Origin of the sequence: Paenarthrobacter sp. TYUT067, assembly GCF_023656375.1 — a bacterium.
Taxonomy (GTDB): Bacteria; Actinomycetota; Actinomycetes; order Actinomycetales; family Micrococcaceae; genus Arthrobacter.
Map to the genome: position 1 here is coordinate 76,965 of NZ_JAMOIT010000015.1, position 22,772 is coordinate 99,736.

Annotated in this window: 17 protein-coding genes; 6 read left to right on the forward strand and 11 right to left on the reverse strand. The window is 63.2% G+C overall.

The window, feature by feature from the left end; all coding sequences use genetic code 11:
- Positions 1-19 precede the first annotated feature (19 nt).
- Genes gatB through gatC form a run of 3 tightly spaced genes read right to left on the reverse strand, consistent with a single transcriptional unit; the run spans position 20 to position 3,398 of the window.
- A complete protein-coding gene (gene gatB, locus MOD31_RS14630; RefSeq protein WP_091323187.1) occupies positions 20-1,528 on the reverse strand; it encodes an Asp-tRNA(Asn)/Glu-tRNA(Gln) amidotransferase subunit GatB in 1,509 nt (502 codons plus the stop codon).
- Positions 1,528-3,096 carry an Asp-tRNA(Asn)/Glu-tRNA(Gln) amidotransferase subunit GatA gene (gene gatA, locus MOD31_RS14635; protein ID WP_250820968.1) on the reverse strand — a complete coding sequence of 523 codons (1,569 nt, stop codon included), beginning with the start codon at positions 3,094-3,096 and terminating at the stop codon, positions 1,528-1,530. The genes gatB and gatA overlap by 1 nt, the downstream gene beginning before the upstream one ends.
- Positions 3,097-3,101: 5 nt before the next feature.
- Positions 3,102-3,398 (reverse strand): Asp-tRNA(Asn)/Glu-tRNA(Gln) amidotransferase subunit GatC, encoded by a 297-nt coding sequence (gene gatC, locus MOD31_RS14640; protein WP_017199363.1) that lies wholly within the window; start codon positions 3,396-3,398, stop codon positions 3,102-3,104.
- A 141-nt stretch (positions 3,399-3,539) separates the two neighbouring features.
- On the opposite strand from gatC, the gene MOD31_RS14645 reads away from it, so the two are divergent.
- From MOD31_RS14645 to MOD31_RS14655, 3 genes are all read left to right on the forward strand, one after another.
- Entirely contained in the window at positions 3,540-3,701 is a 162-nt protein-coding gene (locus MOD31_RS14645) for a hypothetical protein (RefSeq protein ID WP_160147660.1), read from the forward strand.
- 62 nt (positions 3,702-3,763) lie between these two features.
- Positions 3,764-5,686 (forward strand): alpha/beta hydrolase, encoded by a 1,923-nt coding sequence (locus MOD31_RS14650; RefSeq protein ID WP_250820969.1) that lies wholly within the window; start codon positions 3,764-3,766, stop codon positions 5,684-5,686.
- A gap of 74 nt (positions 5,687-5,760) precedes the next feature.
- Positions 5,761-6,219, forward strand: a complete 459-nt coding sequence (locus tag MOD31_RS14655) for a hypothetical protein (protein ID WP_250820970.1) — start codon at positions 5,761-5,763, stop codon at positions 6,217-6,219.
- A 190-nt stretch (positions 6,220-6,409) separates the two neighbouring features.
- On the opposite strand, the gene MOD31_RS14660 is transcribed toward MOD31_RS14655, so the two are convergent.
- Complete coding sequence (locus MOD31_RS14660) at positions 6,410-7,915, reverse strand: CitMHS family transporter (RefSeq protein WP_223942140.1); 1,506 nt, start codon at positions 7,913-7,915, stop codon at positions 6,410-6,412.
- Between the two features lie 198 nt (positions 7,916-8,113).
- Between MOD31_RS14660 and MOD31_RS14665 the strand changes: the two genes are divergently transcribed.
- Together MOD31_RS14665 and MOD31_RS14670 are read left to right on the forward strand one after the other, a co-directional pair.
- Positions 8,114-9,814, forward strand: coding sequence for an ATP-binding protein (locus MOD31_RS14665; protein ID WP_250820994.1), 1,701 nt, complete (start codon positions 8,114-8,116; stop codon positions 9,812-9,814).
- Positions 9,807-10,466 carry a response regulator gene (locus MOD31_RS14670; RefSeq protein WP_250820971.1) on the forward strand — a complete coding sequence of 220 codons (660 nt, stop codon included), beginning with the start codon at positions 9,807-9,809 and terminating at the stop codon, positions 10,464-10,466. Before MOD31_RS14665 ends, MOD31_RS14670 begins: the two co-directional genes overlap by 8 nt.
- Positions 10,467-10,536: 70 nt before the next feature.
- Here the strand turns inward: MOD31_RS14670 and MOD31_RS14675 are convergent, their stop codons facing one another.
- Together MOD31_RS14675 and MOD31_RS14680 are read right to left on the reverse strand one after the other, a co-directional pair.
- The gene (locus tag MOD31_RS14675) at positions 10,537-10,917 is read right to left on the reverse strand and encodes a RidA family protein (protein ID WP_144652068.1); all 381 of its coding nucleotides are present in this window, start codon (positions 10,915-10,917) and stop codon (positions 10,537-10,539) included.
- A gap of 57 nt (positions 10,918-10,974) precedes the next feature.
- Complete coding sequence (locus MOD31_RS14680) at positions 10,975-11,487, reverse strand: GNAT family N-acetyltransferase (RefSeq protein WP_142939765.1); 513 nt, start codon at positions 11,485-11,487, stop codon at positions 10,975-10,977.
- Between the two features lie 296 nt (positions 11,488-11,783).
- Between MOD31_RS14680 and MOD31_RS14685 the strand changes: the two genes are divergently transcribed.
- Entirely contained in the window at positions 11,784-13,151 is a 1,368-nt protein-coding gene (locus MOD31_RS14685; protein ID WP_250820972.1) for an LLM class flavin-dependent oxidoreductase, read from the forward strand.
- Between the two features lie 48 nt (positions 13,152-13,199).
- Here the strand turns inward: MOD31_RS14685 and MOD31_RS14690 are convergent, their stop codons facing one another.
- The 5 genes from MOD31_RS14690 to MOD31_RS14710 are packed head-to-tail and all read right to left on the reverse strand — an operon-like array spanning position 13,200 to position 22,729.
- Complete coding sequence (locus tag MOD31_RS14690) at positions 13,200-14,408, reverse strand: AAA family ATPase (protein WP_250820973.1); 1,209 nt, start codon at positions 14,406-14,408, stop codon at positions 13,200-13,202.
- 6 nt (positions 14,409-14,414) lie between these two features.
- Positions 14,415-15,239, reverse strand: coding sequence for an inositol monophosphatase family protein (locus tag MOD31_RS14695; protein WP_250820974.1), 825 nt, complete (start codon positions 15,237-15,239; stop codon positions 14,415-14,417).
- The gene (ligA, locus tag MOD31_RS14700) at positions 15,236-17,527 is read right to left on the reverse strand and encodes an NAD-dependent DNA ligase LigA (protein ID WP_250820975.1); all 2,292 of its coding nucleotides are present in this window, start codon (positions 17,525-17,527) and stop codon (positions 15,236-15,238) included. The genes MOD31_RS14695 and ligA overlap by 4 nt, the downstream gene beginning before the upstream one ends.
- A 46-nt stretch (positions 17,528-17,573) precedes the next feature.
- Complete coding sequence (locus tag MOD31_RS14705; RefSeq protein ID WP_250820976.1) at positions 17,574-22,028, reverse strand: FtsK/SpoIIIE domain-containing protein; 4,455 nt, start codon at positions 22,026-22,028, stop codon at positions 17,574-17,576.
- The gene (locus MOD31_RS14710) at positions 22,025-22,729 is read right to left on the reverse strand and encodes a hypothetical protein (protein ID WP_141283662.1); all 705 of its coding nucleotides are present in this window, start codon (positions 22,727-22,729) and stop codon (positions 22,025-22,027) included. The genes MOD31_RS14705 and MOD31_RS14710 overlap by 4 nt, the downstream gene beginning before the upstream one ends.
- Between the last annotated feature and the right edge of the window lie 43 nt (positions 22,730-22,772).

A 22,772-nucleotide genomic window follows, 5' to 3' on the forward strand; every position in this document is an offset into this window, starting at 1 on the left:
TGGGAAAGAGAACTGGCTTTTAGCCCTCGACGCCGAGCTTCTCCAGAATGAGTTCACGGACACGGCCCGCGTCAGCCTGGCCACGGGTGGCCTTCATGACGCCGCCAACAATTGCGCCAATGGCCTGGACCTTGCCGCCACGGATCTTCTCTGCGACATCCGGCTGTGCGGCAAGCGCGGCGTCGATGGCCTCCAGCAGGGGCCCGTCGTCGGATACAACTGCGAGGCCGCGCTTCTCAACGATTTCAGCCGGAGTGCCTTCGCCGGCGAGTACGCCGTCCAAGACCTGGGTTGCCATCTTGTTGTTGATCTTGCCGTCTTCAACCAGCTTGTTTAGCTCAACGATGACCTGCGGGGTGACACCGAGTTCGGAAGGATCGACGTCGGCAACCTTGGCGCGGCCAACAATCTCACCCATCCACCACTTACGGGCAACGTCAGCGGAGGCACCGGCTGCGATGGTCTCTTCGATGGAGTCCATGACGCCGGCGTTCACCACATCGCGGAATTCCAGATCCGAGTAGCCCCATGCTTCCTTGAGGCGCTTGCGGCGCTCGGCCGGCGGTTCGGGGAGGGTGGCGCGGAGTTCTTCCACCCACTCGCGGGAGGCGACGACGGGAACCAGGTCCGGCTCCGGGAAGTAGCGGTAGTCGTCAGCATCAGACTTGGGCCGGCCCGACGTCGTCGAACGCGTATCCTCGTGCCAGTGACGCGTCTCTTGGATAACCGGCTCGCCGGAATCCAGAACGGCGGCGTGCCGCTGGATTTCGTAACGAACAGCGTGCTCCACGGCGCGCAGGGAGTTCACGTTCTTGGTCTCCGAACGGATACCGAAGCGCTCACGTCCGTGCGGTCGCAGGGAAACGTTGGCATCGCAACGGACGTTGCCGCGCTCCATCTTGGCGTCGGAAACGCCCAGGTTCTTCACGATCTCGCGGACTGCTGCGACGTATGCCTTGGCCAGCTCGGGTGCACGGCTGCCAGCGCCCTCGATCGGCTTGGTGACGATTTCCACCAGGGGAACGCCGGAACGGTTGTAATCCACCAACGAGTAGTCGGCACCTTGGATACGGCCCGCCGCGCCACCCATGTGGGTCAACTTGCCGGCGTCTTCTTCCATGTGGGCGCGCTCGATCTCCACACGGAACACCGTGCCGTCCTCCAGCTCAATGTCGAGGTAACCGTCGTAGGCGATCGGCTCGTCGTACTGGGAGGTCTGGAAGTTCTTGGGGGTGTCCGGGTAGAAATAGTTCTTCCGGGCGAAGCGGCAGGTCTCGGCGATCTTGCAGTTCAGGGCAAGGCCGATCTTGATGGAGGACTCCACTGCGGTCTTGTTCACCACAGGCAAGACGCCGGGCATGCCCAGGTCAACCTCGTTGACGTTGGTGTTCGGTTCATCACCGAAGACGTTGGGAGCGGAGGAGAACATCTTGGTCTTGGTATTGAGCTCCACGTGGACCTCGAACCCCAGGACGGGATCGTACTTCTCCATGGCCTCTTCGAAGCTCAGGGTTGCGTCGACGGACATTAGTTGGAACCTCCGGCGGTGTTGGATACTGCACCGAGCACAGCAGTTTTCAGCTCAGGCGCCTGCGAAAGCATCGGACCGCCCCATTTCTCTTCAAGCATGGATTCGAGGACCGCACCCACGCGGTACAGGCGGGCATCCTTGCGAGCAGGAGCCAGCAGCTGGATACCAACAGGCAGGCCGTCTTCGTCGGCCAGGCCACCCGGCAGAGACAGGCCCGGAATGCCGGCGAGGTTGGCCGGGATCGTGGCGACGTCGTTCAGGTACATCGCCAGCGGATCGTCCAGCTTCTCCCCCAACTTGAACGCCGTGGTGGGCGCGGTCGGGGAAATCAGAACATCAGCCTTCGCGAAGGCGGCGTCGAAGTCACGCTGGATCAGCGTACGGACCTTCTGTGCCGAGCCGTAGTAAGCGTCGTAGTAGCCGGCGCTCAACGCGTAAGTGCCCAGGATGATGCGTCGCTTCACTTCGTCACCGAAGCCCGCGGCACGGGTAGCACCCATAACTCGCTCGATGGTCATGGGCCCGTCCTTGGGCAGGACGCGCAAGCCGAAGCGGACGCCGTCGAACTTCGCCAGGTTGCTGGACACCTCGGACGGCATGATCAGGTAGTAAGCGCCCAAGGCGTACTTCAGGTTGGGGCAGGAAACTTCAACGATTTCGGCGCCGGCATCCTTCAGCAGCTCAAGGGACTCGTTGAAACGGTTCTCGACGCCAGCCTGGTAGCCCTCGCCGTGAAGTTCCTTGACGATGCCAATCTTCATGCCCGCCACGTTGCCGACGCGGGCGGCTGCAACAAGATCGTTGAAAGGATCCGTCAGCGACGTGGAGTCGAACGGATCGTGGCCGCCGATGACTTCCTGCAGCAGTGCCGAGTCCAACACCGTACGGGAGACAGGGCCGATCTGGTCCAGTGACGACGCCATGGCAATGGCACCGTAACGGGAAACAGCACCGTACGTGGGCTTCACGCCCACGGTTCCAGTGACGGCGCCGGGCTGGCGGATGGAGCCACCGGTGTCCGTGCCGAGGGCCAGCGGCGCTTCGAAAGCGGCGACGGCGGCAGCGGAGCCACCACCCGAACCACCAGGAATACGGTCCAAATCCCACGGGTTGCGGGTGGGGCCGTAGGCCGAGTGCTCCGTGGAGGAACCCATGGCGAACTCATCCAGGTTGGTTTTACCCAGGATCGGCATCTTGGCCGCGCGCAGCTTCTTCACCACGGTGGCGTCGTACGGGCTGTGCCAGCCCTCAAGGATCTTCGAACCAGCCGTCGTCGGTTGCCCGATGGTGACAATGAGGTCCTTCACCGCGATCGGGACACCGGCGAGGGCATGCAGCTCATCAGCAGCGGAACCGCCGGCGGCGCGGGCAGCATCGACCTCGGCCGCGACGGCCAAAGCCTCTTCGCCATTAACGTGCAGGAACGCGTTAACCTGACCGTCGACGTCGGCAATACGGTCAAGGTGCGCCTGCGTGACCTCGACGGCGGTAACCTCGCGGGCAGTCAACTTGGCAGCGAGATCGGCAGCGGAATGGCGGATGAGTTCGTTCTTCAGCTCAGTCATAATGATTAGTCCTCATCCAGGATTGCCGGGACCTTGAAACGGTTCTCGTAAGCATCCGGTGCGCCGGAAAGCGCCTGCTCAGCCGTAAACGTGTGACCCACAACGTCCTCCCGGAACACATTGGTCAACGGAATCGGGTGCGACGTCGCCGGGACGTCCTCCCCCGCAGCTTCGCTCACGCTCTTGACCGAATCCACGATGACAGCAAGCTCAACAGCCATCCTGTCCAGTTCTTCGGCACTCATTTCAATGTGAGCCAGACGCGCAAGATGCGCGACGTCGTCACGGTTGATCGCAGCCATGGATCTCCCCTGCAAAGTTCAAATGGTTTTCCGAACCAGTCTACTTGGGTTGGGTGTGCCGGTCAGACGAAGGGGTGGTGCCCCAACTTTTTGATTCTTCATCACGTTTGAGCCCTCAGGTGCACTCCTAGATATATGTTCATGCCGGCCAATATTTTTGGTGGTGCACAGGCTGCTATTGCCGCCTATGTTGCCGGTGATGAGCAGATGGCCACCACGTCCTTGGCGCAGACCAAAAGTTTGGACGGCTGGCCCGGCGCGGGTTTGCGGGTGGAACGGTTCCGTCCGGTGCCGGTGCGTTAGGGGGCCGGGCCATGTATGAGATTGATGTGTCGGTGTTGGACGGGTAGCCGGATCCTGGGGCGTTGGAGGAAGCAGCGGTTCCGTTGTTGGAGCAGGCGCAGGGCATTGTGAATGTGGTTCAGGCTGCGGCGTCGGAGTGGTCGGGCTTGGTGGATGCATATCGGGCTCCGGAGGCGGCGGAGCTGGTGGCTGCGTTCGGGACCCCGACCCGGGTGAGTGAGGGGCTCCGGGCGGGGTTGGCTACCGTGTTTCGGGCGTTGATGGGGTATGCGGATTCGGTGCGGGAGTTGAATCGGCGTCGGGGTGTGCTGTTGGAGGAGATCGAGGATTTCCGTAGGCGAACGCGGCTGCGCCTCGGCGAAGTGGTGCCTTTTGATGGTGTTCCGGAAACGCCGTCCTTAGGAAGCAGCCATGGGAAGCCGGTGGCGCTGGAGCTCGCAGAGTTGAGGCAGAGGGTGTCTTCACTGGCGGCTGAGCATGAGCAGGCTGAGCAAGATTGCGCCAGGCTGATTTGCGCTGTGCGTCCGGTTGATGTGTCGGTGCCGGTGTATTACGACGGCGGAACGGTGACGGATTTCGCGGTGGAGCGGACCCGTTCGCGGTTGAAGGACTTGGAAAGTGCTGAAGTCGCCGGTGCTACGGGGGCGTTGGAAATGCTGGAGTTGTTGGGCACTCTCACGCCGGGCCAGTTGCTTGATTACGGGACGGCCGAGTCCGATTTCCTGCGGTCGGGGTTTTCTTGTCCCCCGACGGTGGGCCAGGTAAAGGACTGGTGGGCGGGGTTGTCCTCAGAGCAGCAGGCCGCGTTGCTGGTCGCCGCGCCGGGGGTGATCGGGAACCTCAACGGGGTGCCGTTCAAGGCCCGGGCGAAAGCGAACCGGGTGAATCTTGATGCCGTGTTCAAGGACCCCCGGACCAGCGCGGTAGACAGGGCCGCGCTGCAGGTGATCTACGAGGCGCTCGAGCCCCGCAAGGGAAACGATGAAGATCCCGCGGCGCCGCGAAGCATGGTCGCTTTCACCCCGGACGAGAACGGCAAGCCACTCGTGGCGGTTGCGATCGGGGATCTGGACACGGCCACCAACGTGACGTGGAACGTCCCCGGCATGAAAACCACAGTGGCGGACGGGCTGGAATCCTGGACGAAATCAGCACAGGACCTATATGGGGGGCAGGAGCGTGCCCTCGAAATACAGGACGACCACCCGGGCGTGGCTGTTGTGTCGTGGGTTGGCTATGACAGCCCGGAAGAACCGCCCAGCGCCGAGGTGTTGTCGACCGAACTGGCCAAGGCCGGCGGTGCCAAACTGGCCGCTGCGTTGGATGGCTTCACCGAAACCCGGGCGAGTGAATCTGTCGATGTCAGCCCGCCGAGCTTGAACGTGGTGGCCCACTCCTACGGGACCACCACGGCCTCGTACGCGCTGAAAGCACTCAAGCATGCGGTGGCGACGGCGACGTTCTTCGGGTCTGCAGGTATTGAGTGGCGGGAGATCGGCTCGGCCGCTGACCTGCACGTGGCCAAAGACCCGGCCGGGAAACCCGAGGTGTATGTGACCGCGGCCAGCGAGGACCGGGTCGCCCCGTTGGGGATCGTCGGCAGTGGGCTGAGAGGCCGGGAACGTCGGTGGGATCCAGCCGATGACTGGTTCGGGGGCAAAATCTTTTCCTCAGAGGGCGGCTACGACCCCGACACGGGCAAGGTTTACAAGAGAACGGCAGGGCACGACGCCAAAGGCTGGGCGGTCGACGGTAGCGGCGACACCGTCTTCGCCGCCACTACCGGTCACGGCTACCTGGACCCGAGGACCGAGTCCGGTCACAACATTGCCCTCACCTCAACCGGGCGCGGCCATCTGATCAAGGAACTGATCCCGCTCCGCCACGAAGAGAAGCCCGGCTACGGCGGCATGAGCTTCCCCACAGGGCCCCTGATCGAACGCGATCTCACCCCGGAAGAACTCGCCGAGGAGCAGAGCAGATGACGACGACAAAACCCAATCGCAAAACGTGGTTGGCATGGATATTGACGGGGTGCTTGGTGATGACGGGATGCGGCATGAACCCAGCGAATGATGGTCAGCACGGCGAGCCAGGACCCGGCGAGCGAAGCGCCGAAGAGGTGTTCACAGAGTTCATGGATGCCATGGATGACACCGTCAAGCAGTCGGGCACAACATGGCCCGGGTGGGACCGTAACGACACAGCGGATTACGTGTCAGAACCTTGCGGGGTGCACGCACGTGCAGACGGCCGGCTGTATCAGCGCCAGATAAAGGGCGGGCCCATTGACGATCCCCAGGCAGCCGTGGACAGGATGAAAGCCCACTGGGAGTCCAAGGGCTACAAGATTGAGAATATCTTTGACAACAGGGGCCCGGATACTACCGGTATTGAAATCATTGCCTCGGCTCCTAGAGGCGTCGTGCTGATCTTCACACCAACGAAGAGCGTTAGCTTCATTATGGTGATGGGTGAATGCACTTTGGACCCGGCTGCTCGAAAGAAGACCACCTAGGTGGCTACCTCATTCTCACCTCGACCACGTGGTCGGGGGCGTCAGCTCGGCAGCACGGCGAGCCAGGACCCGGTGAGCGCAGCGCCGAGGCGGTGTTCACGCCAAATCGCGGGTCCGCCGCACAATACGCCGTTGCTGAACGGCGAATTGAAGGCGAACCCGCGAACTCGACACCCGAAGCGGTGGCTCGTTAGCCGATGCCGATGGCTCCAGTCAGTACTCCGACTGCCAGCATGACCACCGAGATCACGGCCGTGCGCCAGAGGACCTTCTTGTGGTGGTCACCCAGATCAACCTTGGCGAGTGAAACCAGCAGGAGGATGGCCGGCACCAGGGGGCTCTGCAGGTGGAAGGGCTGACCGGTGATGGAGGCGCGGGCCATGTCCACTGCATCCACGCCGTAGTGTGCGGCGGTTTCGGAAAGGACCGGCAAGACCCCGAAGTAGAAGGCGTCGTTGCTCATGAAGAACGTCATTGGGATGCTCAAAAGGCCGGTGATGACTGCCATGAACGGGCCCATTTCGGCGGGAATGATCTGGACGAGCCACTCTGACATTGCCTTGACCATGCCGGTGCCGTTGAGGACACCGGTGAGGACTGCGGCGGCCATGACCATGCTGACGACCGCGACGATGGACGGTGCGTGGGCGATCAGCTGGGCGCCCTGGTCCTTGACCTTGGGGAAGTTGACCAGCAGGGCGATCGCGGAGCCCACCATGAACACGAACGGCAGCGGGACGATGTTGGCCACCAGGACCACCATGACGGCGACGGTCAGGCCAAGGTTGAACCAGAACAGCTTGGGACGCAGCGTAGTGCGGTTGGGGTCCAGGGCAGTGTCTGCCATGGCGGTGTCGTGATCGTCCACCAGCGTGGCCGGGTCTTCAAGAACCGCGACGCCGGAACCTCCGCCGGTTCCCGGCTTGCCGGCAGTTGTGGAGACGGAGTTGCGGCCGAAGCCGAAGCGGCCAGCACCGGAGCCTGAACCCGAACCAGCGGCAACCAAACCGCCGCCGCGGCCCGCGCCGCCGTCGAACGCTTCCGAAGGATCGGCGACGTCGCCCCAGATCTCCGGAGCGGTGGTGCGGAGACGGTTGCGTTCCTGCAGGCCGAGCAACCATGCGAACACCAGAACCACGAGGAGCCCAACGATGAGCGAGGGGACCATGGGCACGAAGACGTCGTTGACATCGAGCTTGAGCGCGGTTGCTGCGCGGGCTGTGGGACCACCCCACGGAAGGATGTTCATGGTGCCGTTCGCAAGGCCGGCCACGCAGGTCAGGACCACTGGGCTCATTTTAAGCCGCAGGTACACCGGGAGCATGGCGGCCGTGGTGAGGATGAAGGTGGTGGAGCCGTCGCCGTCCAGGGAGACTGCGGCCGCCAGGATGGCGGTGCCGAGGACCACTTTGGCGGGGTCGTTGCCCAGCTTGCGCAGGATGAACTTCACCAGGGGGTCGAACAGTCCGACGTCGATCATCAGGCCGAAGTAGATGATGGCGAACATGAGGAGCGCGGCCGTGGACGTCATGGACTTCATGGAGTCCATCACCATGTCGCCGATGCCGAGGCCCGCCCCGGCGAAGAGGCCGAAGACGGTGGGGACGATGATCAGCGCCAGTACTGGCGTCAATTTTTTGGTCATGATCAGGACCATGAATACCGCAATCATTGCGAATCCAAGCAAAACCAGCACGGCCGGCTCCTTACTACTGTGAATGGCGCCACGTCAGTGTGATGCGCACTACAGACAATATGGTGGCCTCCGTCACGGGCAGGGGTTTCGGGGAATTGTTGGGAATACTGCTCGTTGCGAACGTTTTGCGCATTATGCTCAGTGATTCAATGGTTCAGGAGGAAAGGAGCGAAGGTGCCGCGCAATAGCCGGGTCAGCATGCGTTTCTCCACCCAAACCCTTCTCCTTCAGCTGGGGGTTGTGCTGTTGGTGGTCCTGCTCAGCGGGACTGTCCATGCGTGGCTGGTATACGAACGCATCGGCACCGAAGCTGAAAACCAAGCACTAACCCTCGCCAGGACGGTCGCCGCAGATCCCGATATCAGGTCCGGCGTGCAAACCATCAGCAAGGAAGAGGGAACCCCTCCCCCGGATGTCCTCGCGTCCGGTCCCCTGCAGGCTGCGGCCGAGGCTGTGCGGTTGCGGACCGGGGCCTTGTTCGTGGTGATCACGGACGAAACCGGCCTGCGCCTGGCTCACCCTGAGACGGCGCGGCTGGGCCAACGCGTCAGCACAGACCCTTCAGTGGCGCTGGGCGGGCAGGAAATCACCACCCGCAACACAGGAACGTTGGGGCCCTCGGCCGGTGCAAAAGTGCCGGTGTACGCGCCGGGAAGTTCGGAGACGATCGTGGGCGAAGTCAGCGTGGGCTACTCGGTTGAGTCGCTCAGCAACAGCCTTGCCCGGGACATCGTGCCCATCGCACTCACCGCTGGCGGCGCCCTGCTTGCCGGGGTCCTGGCGTCCTTCCTGCTCCGGCGCAGGCTACAACGGCTCACGCTCGGTTTGGAACCGGAGGAAATCAGCACCTTGGTCCACGACCAAGTGGCAGTGCTCCAGGGCGTCGATGATGGCGTGATCGGGATATCCGCGGACGGACGCATCTCCGTATTCAATGCCGCCGCCGCACGGCTCCTGGACATGCCCGATGCCACTGGCCAGGATTGGGCTTCCGCCACGGTTCCTCAACAGCTCAAAAAGCTCACCCAACCGGCAGCCCGGGACGCCGAAGCCGTCGAAATCGTGGCCGGCGCACGCGTTCTTGTGGCCAGCGCCCGCAAAGCCTGGCATCGGCAGGAGGACCTGGGGTGGGTGGTCATGCTGCGGGATCGTACGGAATTGCAGCAACTGACCCGCCAGCTCGACGCCGTGGGGACCATGTCCACGGCCCTGCGCGCCCAACGCCACGAGTTCGCCAACCAACTTCACACCATTGCCGGTTTCATGAGCATCGGCCAGCACGAAGCCGCCAAGGAGTACCTGGCCCGGATCTCAGCCACTGGTCCGCTGAAGTTCCCCGTAGAGCAGGCTGAACTGCTCCAGGACGCGTATCTTCAGGCCTTCGTTGGCGCGAAAGGCGTGGAGGCTTCGGAACGCGGAGTGGCCCTCCGCATCGGCCCTGAAACACTGGTCCGTGGGCACGTGGCCGATCCGCAAGACGTCACCACCGTGCTCGGCAACCTGATCGACAACGCGGTGAGTGCCGCCGTCGCCGGCTCTTCAGCGGAACGTTGGGTGGAGGTCGAACTCCTGGACGATGTCACCGAAAACGGTGGGACCCTGCACATCCTGGTGGGCGATTCCGGAGACGGTTTGGGGAGCCTGGAACCGGAAGAGGTTTTCGCCGAAGGATTTACGACGTCGGAACAACCGGTACGCTCGGGGGCTGGACAAGGTTTGGGGCTGGCGCTGGTGCGGCAGCTGGCGCGGCGGCGTGGCGGCGATGTCCGCGTCTTGGAGCCCGGCGGCCACGGCGGTCCGGGGGCGGTGTTCATGGCGACCATCCCCGGCGTCATGGATTCAGCGGAGCATGCGGGCACAGCGGCCGACTCAACGTTGAGGAAGGACAGCAATGGCTGAGGATTTACGGGTATTGATCGTGGACGATGATTTCCACGTGGCAAGGCTCCATGCCGCCTATGTGGATTCCGTGGCCGGATTCATGGCCTTGGCGCCGGCGGGATCTGTTTCACAGGCCCTGCAAGCGATCCACAGCCTCCGCCCGGACCTGGTGCTGCTGGACGTGTATCTGCCGGACGGCTCTGGTTTGGACCTGTTGGGGCAGTTGGACGTCGATGCCATCATGCTGACTGCTGCCTCTGATGCGCAGTCCATCAAGGTTGCCCTGCGCCGCGGCGCGCTGGGATACATGCTCAAGCCCTTCACCGCGGAGTCCCTGTCCCAACAGCTCAGGTCCTATGCCAGGTACCGGCGGATTCTGGGCCAACAGGCCGCCGTGGACCAGATTACCATTGAACGCGCCAAACGGTCTTTGATTCCCGGCGACGTCGCACCGGCCGCGAAACCCCGCTCGGCAACCGAGCTGGCCGTCCTGGAATCGTTGCTTCCCGGCGAGCAGTATTCAGCTGCCGAGGTGGCAGAACGGGTTGGCGTTTCCCGGGCCACGGCGCAAAGGTACCTGTCCTCGCTGGCGGACGATGGCGCCGTCGAGATCCAACTGCGCTACGGAAGCACAGGCCGCCCGGAACACCGCTACGGCGTCCCCGGCTAACCCAAGTAGGTCGCATTTGTGCGCGTTTTGAGGGCTCAAAACGCGCACAAATGCGACTCAGTTGGGTGCGCTAGGCGGACTTTTGCGCCACGAGCTCGATTTCCACCAGCATCTCGGGATCAAGGAACGGCAGCACGTGCACCAAGGCGAGCGTGGGGCGGATCTCACCGAAGACCTCACCGTGGGCGCGGCCGGCGTCCTCCCACTTGCTGATGTCCGTCAGGTACAACTTGGACTGCACAACGTCCTCGTAGGAGAAGCCGGCGTCTTCCAGGACAGCACCGAGCTTCTCAAGGATGTACTTGGTCTGGGAGTAGAAGTCGTCACCAACGATGCCGTCGGGCCCGGAAGCTGCCGTGGCGGAGATGAAAAGAGTGTTGTCCACCTGGACTGCACGGGAGTAGCCAAGGGTCTGTTCCCAGACCGAGCCCGTGCCGAATGTCTTGCGCATGCCGCGCCTTTCCTGTCGTTTCGCCCGGTCCGGTGACCGGCGTTTACGAAGGAAACTTTATGACTGCGGGAGGTCCAGCCGGTAAACGAACAGCTTTATGTCGGTGCCTGGGACAAACCAGTCACGGTGCGGGGCACGGTCAAAGCCTGTCCTCGCATAGAGGGCGTTGGCGCTTTCCCACGTGGCGCCGGTGGTCAAGGATACGGCTTTAATTCCGTCCATGGCCTTGGCTTGGTCGACGACGGCCTGCACCAAGGCGCGGCCCGCCCCTGAGCGCTGTACTGCCGGATCCACTACGAGGGTACGGAGCTCCAGTTCGTCCTCGAGGCCGATGTCCGAAAAGCCGCCGCCTGCCGGTGCCGCAGTTACCGAGCCGATGACCTCGCCATTGCGCTCAGCCACCAGGATCTCTGCGTGTTCCGCGCGTCCTGCCACGTCCTGGAGCTTCTGCAGGTACGGGTGATCGGCGTCGCCGTAGTACCCCGCGGTGACGTAAGACTCCTGCGTAATGCGGGCAACGGCGTCGTAGTCTTCGGGCAGGGCGGGACGGACGGTAATCGGCGAAAGCACCTACCAATGGTAGTGGTGCTTCACGCACCAACGGCGCCAAATGCCCCTTTCCGTGATGGAACTATCAGTCATGGTGTGAAGGCACGACGCCGGATGGCCGGGTTGCGATGCGCCAGCCACTGGCCGTCGGGCTGCTTTCGTGTTGCCTCCCGTGGCGTCGAATTGAGCTGCGTTGCGCGCGGTGAACCCCGGTTTCGTGCTGTTGCGCAGACATGTCGGGCTGCTGGCGGAGGTCTTTGTACGCGTGCTTAAGTTGCCACACCGCCAGCCAAACGTCCCGATCCCAAGGAGCAACCATGACCCCGCCAGACCGCCAACTCCACCTGAACGCGTTCCTCATGAGCACCGGACATCACGAAGCATCATGGCGTCTACCTGAAAGCGATCCCTTTGCCCCTACCAAGGTGGAGCATTATCAGCACCTCGCCCGCACAGCCGAGCGAGGAAAGCTGGACTCCATCTTCTTCGCAGACTCGCCTGTCCTGTTCGGTGAAGTGGGCCGGCGCCCTGCCGGAAAGTTGGAGCCGACGGTGCTGCTGACGGCCCTCGCCGCAGCGACCCAAAAGATAGGCCTGATCGCCACCGCATCCACTACTTACAACGATCCCTTCAATCTTGCCCGCCGCTTCGCGTCCGTTGATTGGGTCAGCGGGGGCCGTGCAGGCTGGAACGTCGTGACCACCGCCGGGCCAGATGCCGCGCGGAACTTCGGCGTGGACGACCAGCCGGCACACGCTGTCCGGTATGAACGGGCTGCCGAATTCATTGACGTTGCCCAAAAGCTGTGGGATAGCTGGGAAGACGACGCCATCCTGGCTGACAAAGCCGAGGGCGTGTGGGGTGACGACACCAAGATCCGCACGGTGGACCACGAAGGGAAGCATTTCCGGGTCCGTGGTCCGCTGAACGTTCCCCGCTCCCCACAGGGCCATCCACTGATTGTGCAGGCTGGATCATCCGAGAATGGCAAAAACCTGGCCGCACAGTACGCAGAAGCCGTCTTCACGGCACACCAGACCCTGGCCGACGCGCAGGCTTTCTACGCAGACCTGAAGTCGCGCACCGCAGCCGTGGGTCGTGATCCGGAGGGCATCAAGATCCTGCCCGGGATCGTCCCTGTGATCGGCTCCACCGAGGCTGAAGCCCTCAAACTGGAGCGTGAACTGGATCAGCTCATCAAACCCGAGTATGCCCGTGAGCAGCTGGCCAAGACTCTCCGTTTGTCCCCCGAGGACCTTCCCTTGGACCGCCAACTGCCTGCCGACCTGCCCTCAGAGGACGAGATCGAAGGAGCCAAGAGCCGCTACACGCTGATTGTGGAGCTGGCCAGGCGTGAACAGCTCACGGTCCGGCAGTTGATCGGACGACTGGGTGGCGGGCGAGGTCACCGGACCTTCTCCGGGACTCCGGAGCAGGTTGCCGATGCCATTCAGGACTGGTTCTTCGCAGGGGCAGCGGACGGCTTCAACATCATGCCGCCGGCGCTTCCTTCCGGCTTGGAGATCTTCGTGGACCATGTGGTGCCGATCCTTCAGCAGCGCGGCCTGTTCCGCACCGAATACACAGCGTCCACCCTGCGTGGGCACTACGGACTGGCTCGTCCTGAGAACCGCTACGCCGGTTCGGCGGAACAGCAGCTCACGTCCATCGGATCGGCGTTCTGAGCCTGCAACATTGAGCGATCATCGCCCGTCCGATCATCGCTTGCCGCTTCAACGCTTCGGCCAGCTCCACAAAGGGCCTTCCAGCTGCCCCAAGCCCTTGATCCTGGTTTCGCCCAGGTCCTTGTAGAGCTCATGCTCATGGGCTGCACCGCTATCACGCAGTGCCTTGAGCAAGGCATCGGAGTGGGTCACCACAATCATCTGGCTGTTGGCACTGGCCTGGACAATCAGTCCGGCCAGTGCCGGCATCAGGTCCACATGGAGGCTGGTCTCGGGCTCGTTCAGGACCATGAGCTCTGGTGGCCGTGGCGTCAGTAATGCCGCGGCGAGCAGGAGGAAGCGCAGGGTACCGTCCGAGAGTTCAGCAGCTTTCATGGGGCGCAGCATGCCGGGCTGACGGAGTTCCACGCTGAACCGACCATCGCTAACGGCGATTTCCAAGCGGCTTCCGGGAAAAGCATGATCGACGGCGGCATCCAGCTGCCGCTCGAAACCCACCTCCCGCAGTGTCTGCAGTGCGGCCGCGAGATCCTTGCCGCTGTGATGAAGCACGGGGGTGCGCGTTCCCAGCTGCGCCTGACGAGCGGGGGCCTCGGCGTCTGTGCGGAAATGGTCGTAGAACCGCCATGAGCGGACCGAGTCCCGAACCCGCAGAACTTCCGGTGCCCGGTCCTGGTCCGAGACCTCCGTCAGCATGCTCTGGAAAGTGTCCAACCTCCGTGAAAGCTCAGTCCAATCGCCGTCCGGTCCGCGCAGCTTGGCGAGGCTCCCCTTCCTGTCCACCAACAACGATCCCGGCCGCGCCACGGGGCCGGAGAAAATCTGTTCCCGTTTGATTTCAGGATCCAGACTGAACGCTGAGGGGCGCGAACGGCCGGTCTCCTGGTCAAAACCGGCCCCGCTGGATGCCGGCATGCCAAGATCCACCAAGTATCCGAAGTCATCACCGGAGTAGCCCAGTTTCAGGTTCACAGACTCCCGGCGGACTGTTCCCTGGACGGGGACTTCACCACGCCTCATGGCCTCGCTGATTGACTCAGGCCCGGCCCAGAGTGTTGAGGCCAACCCGCCATCCCGGGCCAAGGAGCCCACCACGTTTCCGGAGTCTCCGCCGGCACACTCGGCCAACAGCCGAAGCGCCCGGTAGAGGGAGGACTTTCCACTGCCGTTGGCCCCTGTCACGATGTCCAGTCCATGCAGCTCCATGGCGAGGTCCCGGATGGAACGGTAGTTGGCGATGGCCAGTGTGCTGATCACTGGCGGTCACAAAGGGAACTTGCCGGATAGTTCAAGGGCCCCGGCGCACATCCATGATGCCAAGCGGTCTTCCGCGCTGGGGCCACCATCAAGTGGGCTTTCCAATCGCGGCCGCCGAACCCAGCAACCTGCTTCTTCCGCAATGAGGGCCCCGGCAGCGAAGTCGTGCTCGTTGAGGCCGCGTTCCCCGTAGGCATCAAAGGTACCGTCGGCCACGAGGCAGAGGTCCAAGGCTGCCGACCCGAGACGCCGGACATCGGCAAAACCATCCATGAGCTCGGCGAGGCCTTCCGATTGGCTGGCTCGTGTGGCGGGGTCGTAACTGAAGCCTGTGGCCAAAATGAGCCCTGTGCGCCCGGGGACAGGACCGGCAAGAGGCGTCGCCTCTCCCCCGGCCTCCATCCAGGCGCCGAGCCCGCGGGCTGCGAAGTAGATGCGGCCCAGCGCCGGCGCGTGAACGACGCCGGCCTGCCAGACGCCGTCGGAATCCGCCACCGCTACGGAGGTGGCGTAGTAGACGATGTTGCGGATGAAGTTGGTGGTCCCGTCCAGAGGATCAATGGACCAGCGGTACCCGGAGGGTTGCTCCGGCCGGGTAGTGCCATGTTCCTCCCCAGTGATGGTGTCGTGCGGCCGCTCGGCAATAATCGCCTCGCGCACCGCGTTCTCCGCCGCGACATCGAAGGCCGTGACCCAGTCCCCGGCTTCACCCTTGTTAGTGGTCTCCAAACCGTCACCACCCGTACCAGTGGCCGACCGCTGCGCAAGCACAGCAGCTCCGGCTGCCGCAGCACGTTTGGCCACAGCAAGCAGCTCCTTGGCGTCCGTCATTCTGAAGCCGCTTCCGCTGATGCTTCATCCGCAGGGGTTGCTTCCGATCCAGTTTCCGCCTGTGCCGGACCCTTGGCCAGGAGCTCGCGGAAGCCGTCCTCGTCCAGCACCGGGACGCCGAGTTGCTCCGCCTTGTCCAGCTTGGTGCCGGCGCTTTCACCGGCCACCAAATAGCTGGTGTTCTTGGAGACAGATCCGGAGGCCTTGCCGCCACGGATGATGATGGCTTCCTTGGCTTCGTCGCGGCTGAAGTTGGGCAGCGTACCGGTGACCACCACAGTCAGCCCTTCAAGGGTCCGCGGCATCGAGGTGTCGCGTTCGTCCTCCATCCGCACCCCGGCAGCGGCCCAGCTGTCCACGATCTCGTTGTGCCAGTCCACGGCGAACCATTCCTTGAGCGCCACCGCAATGGTGGGGCCTACGCCATCAACATGAGCCATTTGCTCTTCCGTGGCGTTGCGGATGGAGTCCATGCTGCCAAACGCGGTGGCAAGGGCGCGTGATGCCGTGGGCCCAACATGCCTGATGGAGAGCGCCACCAGAACGCGCCACAGAGGCTGCTTCTTCGCCTTCTCCAGCTCCACGAACAGCTTCTCCGTGGTTGCCGTTGGTTTGGACGGAGACTTGGCCGTTCCCTTGGTGTAGAAGTACGGGACGAGCTCGTAGTCGCCCGTTCCCACACCCTTGGAACGCTTTTCCCTACGGATTTTGACCTCTGCCAGGTCCTCGCGGGTCAGGCTGAAAAGGCCTGCCTCACTGGTGAGGGGCGGTGTTTCCGGTTCTGCCGGTTGCGTCAGGGCGATGGCTGCTTCCCAGCCAAGGGCTTCGATGTCGAACGCCCCACGGCCCGCGAGGTGGAACACCCGCTCCCGCAGCTGAGAGGGGCAGGACTTGGCATTGGGGCAACGGATATCCACGTCGCCTTCCTTCGACGGCGCCAGCGGCGTCCCACAGGACGGACATTCGGTGGGCATCACAAATTCGCGCACCGGTGGATCCTGCTTCTCACGCAGCGCCAGCACGGGTCCAACGATCTCCGGAATGACGTCTCCTGCCTTGCGGAGAATCACGATGTCGCCGATCATGACGCCCTTGGCCTTAACCACGTCCTGATTGTGCAAGGTGGCCATGCCAACTGTGGAACCGGCAACTTTCACCGGCTCCATCAGGCCAAAGGGAGTTACCCGCCCGGTGCGGCCCACATTGACTGCAATGTCCAGGAGTTTGGTGTGGACCTCTTCTGGCGGGTACTTGTAGGCAGCAGCCCATCTGGGAACCCGGGAGGTGTAACCAAGTGCCCGCTGGGTGGCGAAGTCGTCAATCTTGACCACGATGCCATCGATCTCGTGCAGGATCTTGTGCCGGCGCTCACCGTAGTCGGCAATGTATTTCAGGACGTCCTCGAACGTATCCAGCACCTTGAGGTACGGGCTGACAGGGAGGCCCCACTCCTCGAGGAGCTTGTAGGTGTCGGATTGGCTCTTGGCCTCCAACCCTTCGCGGGCTCCGATGCCGTGGACGAACATGCTGAGGGGGCGTTTGGCGGTCTCCGCGGGGTCCTTTTGGCGCAGTGAACCAGCGGCAGCGTTACGGGGGTTCGCAAGCGGTGCCTTACCGGCCGCGACCAGCGTTTCATTGAACGCCACAAACGCTTTGGACGGGATAAACACCTCGCCACGGATTTCCACTTCCGAGGGGTATCCCGAACCACTGAGCTGCCGTGGGATCTCCTTGATGGTCAGGACGTTGTGGGTGATGTCCTCACCTGTGGTGCCGTCGCCGCGCGTTGCGGCGCGGACCAGTTTGCCGTCCCGGTACAGCAGATTTACGGCAAGGCCATCGATCTTCAGCTCAGTCAGCCACGCGATGGGCGGGACGGAGTCGCCTAGCTTGGCAACGGAAGCTTCGGCCTTCCGGACCCACGCCTCCAACTCGTCCAAGGAGAAGACGTCGTCAAGGCTGTACATCCGCTGCAGGTGCTCCACTGCCGCGAAAGCAGAGGACACTTCGCCGCCAACCTCCTGCGTGGGCGAGTCATTGGAGACAAGCTCCGGATGAAGTGCTTCCAGTTCCTCCAACCGGCGGTAGAGTTCATCGAACTCGGCGTCGGAAACCGTGGGCGCGTCTTCCTGGTAGTAGGCGTAACGGTACTTACGGACGAGGTCCGCTAATTCCTCGTACTCATCGCGCAGGGTCTCCGATGGCGGAGTCCCCTCCTCTGCGACGATCGCCGCGGCGGCTTGCTGGCTTGTGGTCTCTACCGGATCCGGATTCTCTGGTGTGCTCACAGGTCTATCTTGCCGTAACCCTCAGACATCCTCGATCCCAACCCGGCTAGCTACGGTTTTCCGGCGGCATGGCGATCTGGAGCTTGCGTACCTTTCCACGACCCACAATGTAGCCGCGGCCCGGGATGAAGTCCTTACTGATCCGGCCAAGGGAAGTGTTGAGGAGGGTGTCGCCTTCCACGTCCCCGGGGTTGAGCAGGAGCCCGCGACGCCCGGATTTGAACGGCTGGGCCAGGGACCAGGCCTGGGACCAGGTGGACGTTTCCGACTCGCCGACCACCCACTGGTCAGCCTTGATCGCGGCGGTCACCAGGCGACCCACGCCAGATTCCGCCAACGTGTCCGTGAACTCTGTCAGGCCCTCGATGAAGATGGCCATGGTGCCAGGGTTGTCCGCGGCTTTGTCGATCAGGTCATCCACCACATCCGAGACTTCGTCCGGACCCACCAGCGACCTGCTCCAGATGTTCAGTGACGCCACGGCGGAGCGCCGGGACCCAATGTAGATGAGGTCAGTTCGCGGGTTCGAGCGCCGCAGGGCGTAGGCCAAGGTGACCAGCGCCACCGTACGTCCGGCACCTGGAGGGCCGGCCAGCAGAAGGGATCCCTTGGCAGCGATGGCCGCCGAACCCAGCGTTTCGTCGTCGACACCAATAACAGGATTGTCCGGAGCTCCGTTGGGCAGGATGTCCAGATCCACCAGCTCGGGGAGCCGTTGGATCTGAGGCGCCTGCTCCAGGCCCTGGCGCAGCATCGCCTGGCTGAGCTTGGCCACCTCGCGGGCTTGGAGCGCGAGGTTCGAGTTGCCGCCCAGTACAGCGAGCTGAACTTCAAGCCCGTCCAACAAGCCACGTCCCGGAGGTGAGGCTGCGTTGAGGACATCCTTGGGAACATCAAGGGTCATATAGTCATCTTCGGAACTAAGACGCAGGACCAGCCTCTTCTGGATGGAAGCCAGGAGCGACGCCGGTACGGAGTTGGTGCGGTCACCGCTGACTACCAGGTGGATGCCCAGGGGGCGTCCGTCTGTTGCCAGCGTCAGGAAGATGTCCCATAGTGCGGACAAGTTGCTGTACTCGTAAGACTCACGGAAGGAAGACATGCCGTCCACCAGGATGAAGATGCGCTTTTCTTCGGGCCGGTCGGCCAGCTGCCGGTATTCGACGATGGTGGAGGCCCGGACCTCGGCAAACCGTGCTGCGCGATCATCCGCCACTTCCTTGAGCCAACGCAGCAGTCGCCCAACGCGCTCCACATCGTCGCCGTTGATGATTTCACCAACATGGGGAAGTCCATCAAGCATCTTGAGCCCTGACGAACCACAGTCCACGCCGTAGACGTGCACGGGCCCTCCGCGCGGCGTGACTGCTGCTGCGATGGCAATGCTGCGCAACGCCGCCGACTTTCCTGATCCGCCCGTGCCGTAGACGGCCATGTTGCCATCTTTGTCCGGCTCGTAGAACACGGTGGGCTGGTCTTGGTGCGCGGGGTCATCCGCCACTCCAAGCAGGAGGCGTTCATCGGTCCGGGGATTGGGAAGCTTGGAGAAGTCGTAGGTGGTGGCGAGCTCGTTCAGCCACGGCTTGCGCGGCGGTTGAATAGACAGGACGTCAGCTGCCCGGATGATGTTCCCGGTCATCCGCGCGATGTCGTTGGGACCGGCAGGTTCCTCTTCCACCTGTGACACCAAGGGCGGTTCCCACGTGGGTCCGGAACCGAACGCCATCTCCACAATGTCGATCCTGGGACGCTGCGGCTTTTCGGTGGTCCATCCGCCGGCATAACCGGTCTGGAAGCCCTGGATGCGTCCCGGACCGGTCTTCGCAGCGCCACGGCCCGGAATGGAAGGATCGAAGTAGGCCGCGGTGGGAACGCCCAGGATGTCTGTTGCGTCCACTTCGTCAGCCATGCGCAGCGCGACGCGAAGGTTGGTGTTGGCACGCAGGTTGTCTTTGATGACGCCGGCCGGGCGTTGCGTGGCCAGGATCAGGTGCAGGCCCAGGGAACGGCCACGGGCGGCCACGTCCACCACACCATCAACGAACTCGGGAACTTCCGTAGCCAAGGCAGCGAATTCGTCCACGATGATGATGAGGTAAGGGGGCGCCTCAGGATCGGCTTCCCGTTGCAGCGCCAGAAGGTCCTTGGCTTTCTTCCGGTTCAGCAGCCGCTCACGGTAGTGCAGCTCAGCGCGGAGCGAGGTCAGCGCGCGGCGCACCAGGTGCGGGGACAGGTCAGTCACCAGACCAACGGTGTGCGGCAAGTGCAGGCAGTCGGCAAAGGCAGCACCGCCTTTGTAGTCCACGAACAGGAAGCTGACGCGGTCCGGGCTGTAGGCGGCGGCCATGCCCATCACCCAGGACTGCAGGAACTCGGACTTACCGGCACCCGTGGTTCCACCCACCAGTGCGTGCGGACCCTCGTTCTTGAGGTCCAGGTAGAAGGGCTCCACACCTTTGGAACCAACCAGTGCGCGGAGGCTGCCGTTGTCCTTGCGGTTGGGCACGGCAGTGGCGTGGACGGAGTTGTTTTCCTGCCAACGCTCAGCCACGGCCTGTGGGTTGTCCATCAGTTCTTTGCCGATCAACGTGGCGTAGGAGACGGCGCGTGGGAGGTCGGAGTCGTCGTCGAGCGGGTTTCCAACATCCACCAGAGGCGACATCATGCGCGCCAACTGTGTGGCGAGGTCCGCATCAAGGCTTTCGCAGCTGACCGGGTAGGTGTGGCGGCCCAAGCGGACCTGGCCGGTGGTGGTGCCGTGGTCGCCGTCAACGGAGAGGAAGTCACGGCACGCGGCGGGCAGGGACTGCACATTGGCGGCAACCCACATGATGTGCACCCCGTAGTCGGGTCCACGTTCCACCAAGCGTGTGAGCCGGCCGCGGTCCACCGGGGTGTCGTCCTCAACGATCACCAGAACGGCCGGGACCACCGGACCCGGAAGTTCCTCGTGCTCATTCTTGAGTCCAGGACGGGGTTGCGGTCCAGGCTCCTTGGCCATGGACTCGCGCTCTTCCACGAGGCTTTCGAGTTTGGACAACAACGCGGCGCCGGCGCCGGGGCCGGCAGCCAGATGATCGCCGGAGATGGGGCTGTGGCCCGAACCAACGTGCGGGAGCCACTGCAACCAGTCCCAGCGCTCACGCGAACGTGCCGAGGTCAGTGATGTGAGGACAACTTCGGCCGGCGAGTGGAGCCCCACCAGCTGAAGCACCATGCCGCGGGCTACGTCATCCACCACGCTGCGGTCCCCGGCGACGCCAAAGGAGCCCGAGGTACGCAGCTGCGAGACGATTGGGACGCCCTCAATGACACGGACCTGCGTCAGGCACTCCTGGATTTCCCGCATGTACTGCGGTTCGGTTTCGTTGGCGCTTGGTTCATCGAACTGGATGCGCGACGGTGCCGAACCCAGCCCGAAGCGGACGCCCAGGAAGTGCTGGTGCTCGGGCCTGTGGGTCCAGAGCAGGGGTCCGAGTTTGTAGATGGCGTCCACCGTATCGCTCACGGACGGCGCTTCCTGGAGCCGGACAGCACGCTCAATGTTCTGCTGCTTGTCAATGTCCTCGCGGAAGGCAAGCATGGCGGCTTTGAACTGTTTGTGGCCTTCCTTGGCCTGCCGCTTGCTCTGCATCTTGTGGTCCACATAGTGCCCCACGATGAACAACGGCATCATGGCCATGAACAGCACGGACAGCAGGTTCTGGGTGACGGCGAAGAGCACGCCACCCATCAGCAGCGGTGCCACCAGCATGATGTACGGGAAAGGCTGGTGTTCCGGGCGCTTGGGGCCGGCAGGCGGTACCCGCTTGGGCGACTCGAACCTGGGCAGTACCCGCGGCGATCGGTTGAAATCCACCAGAGGCGACGACGGACCACCACCATGATTCCGTGACAGGGCAACGACGCCCACGGATGTGTCGCCCAACGTGACAGTGTCCGAGGACTCAAGCGTCGCGCGGGTCACCGGCAGCCCGTCCATGAGGAGTCCGTTGGCGGAGTTCGTATCCACGATTTCCACGGTTTCGCCCACCGTGATGCGGGCATGGCGCTTGGAGGTCAGCGGGTCCGACAACCGGATGTCGGCGTCCCGGTCCCGGCCGATGTAGCTGGTGCCGAAAGGCAGCGAAAATTCCCGTCCGACGTCGGGCCCTGACATCACGCGCAACGTCGCCGCTGCCGGTCCCCGGCTATTGCCGTTCGCGTGGCCGTTGGACGCGAACTGCTCGCTGACCTGCGCGAGGGAGACCTTGGACCCGGGCCGCAACCCGGACTCCAGCAGGTTGTCCGTAGGCCGCAGCACGTGCCCGGAGAGCCCGCCGCCGACGAAAGCCTCGTCCACGCTGATGGACAGGTTCGACGGCGGTTCGGTCCCCTTTCGTGCGGGGTCGGCGGCCCACAATTCAGTAGCAATGTCAGCCACGGTGGCACGACCATCCACCGTTACGGCGAGGTCCTTTGCTTCCGCAGGGTCACGCCGCAAGGTCAGGCGGAACTTCATCCTTCGTCGACTCCACTCATTTTCTCAAGAAGATGCAGGTCAGCCGGGGTCACAAGGTGCGAGGTCACGGCGTGTTCCACCAAGCGCGCCCGGCGGTTGGTGGCAAGTTTTCCAACCCCGCCGCGAAGACCCACTACGCCTACCCGGTCAAGTTTGTCGCAGACGTTGTCCAGTTTCCGGTTGAAGCGTGTCAGCGCCCAGCCCAGTCGCTTCGCGGCCTCGGCAGAGGATGGAATGGCGCTGAAACCGGTGCCGTCGCGCCGCAACATGGGCTCGGCCAGTGCAACGATGAGCGCCTTTTGCGAATCGGTGAAGACCACGGGCCCAATGGTGGTGTCGCCCGCCTGGTCCTCGTCGCGTGCTTCATGCCGGAAAGACGGCGTCTTCAAGTGCACCGCGAACTCGTAGGTGGTGGGTCCGGCCGTGAAAATCACGTTGGTGTGGCTGAACACCAAGGGGATCCGCGCGCCGGGCGCCAACCAGGCCTGCATGCCGCCTGAACCGTCAGCCACAGTGGCGGACAGCATGCTGCCCACGTTACTGAGCCACCACATGCCGTCGTATCGGGCTATTTGCAGGAAGCGTCGGTGCAAGTACGGGTTGTCATCAACTTCCAAGTCGCCTTCGCGTCCAATATCGAAGATGTCCTCATCGGATGGTTCGTACCATTCACCACAGAAATCTATTGCTAGATCCCCCATGATCTGTGCCTCCTTGGTCGGCGGTAATTTGATCGCATGTGCC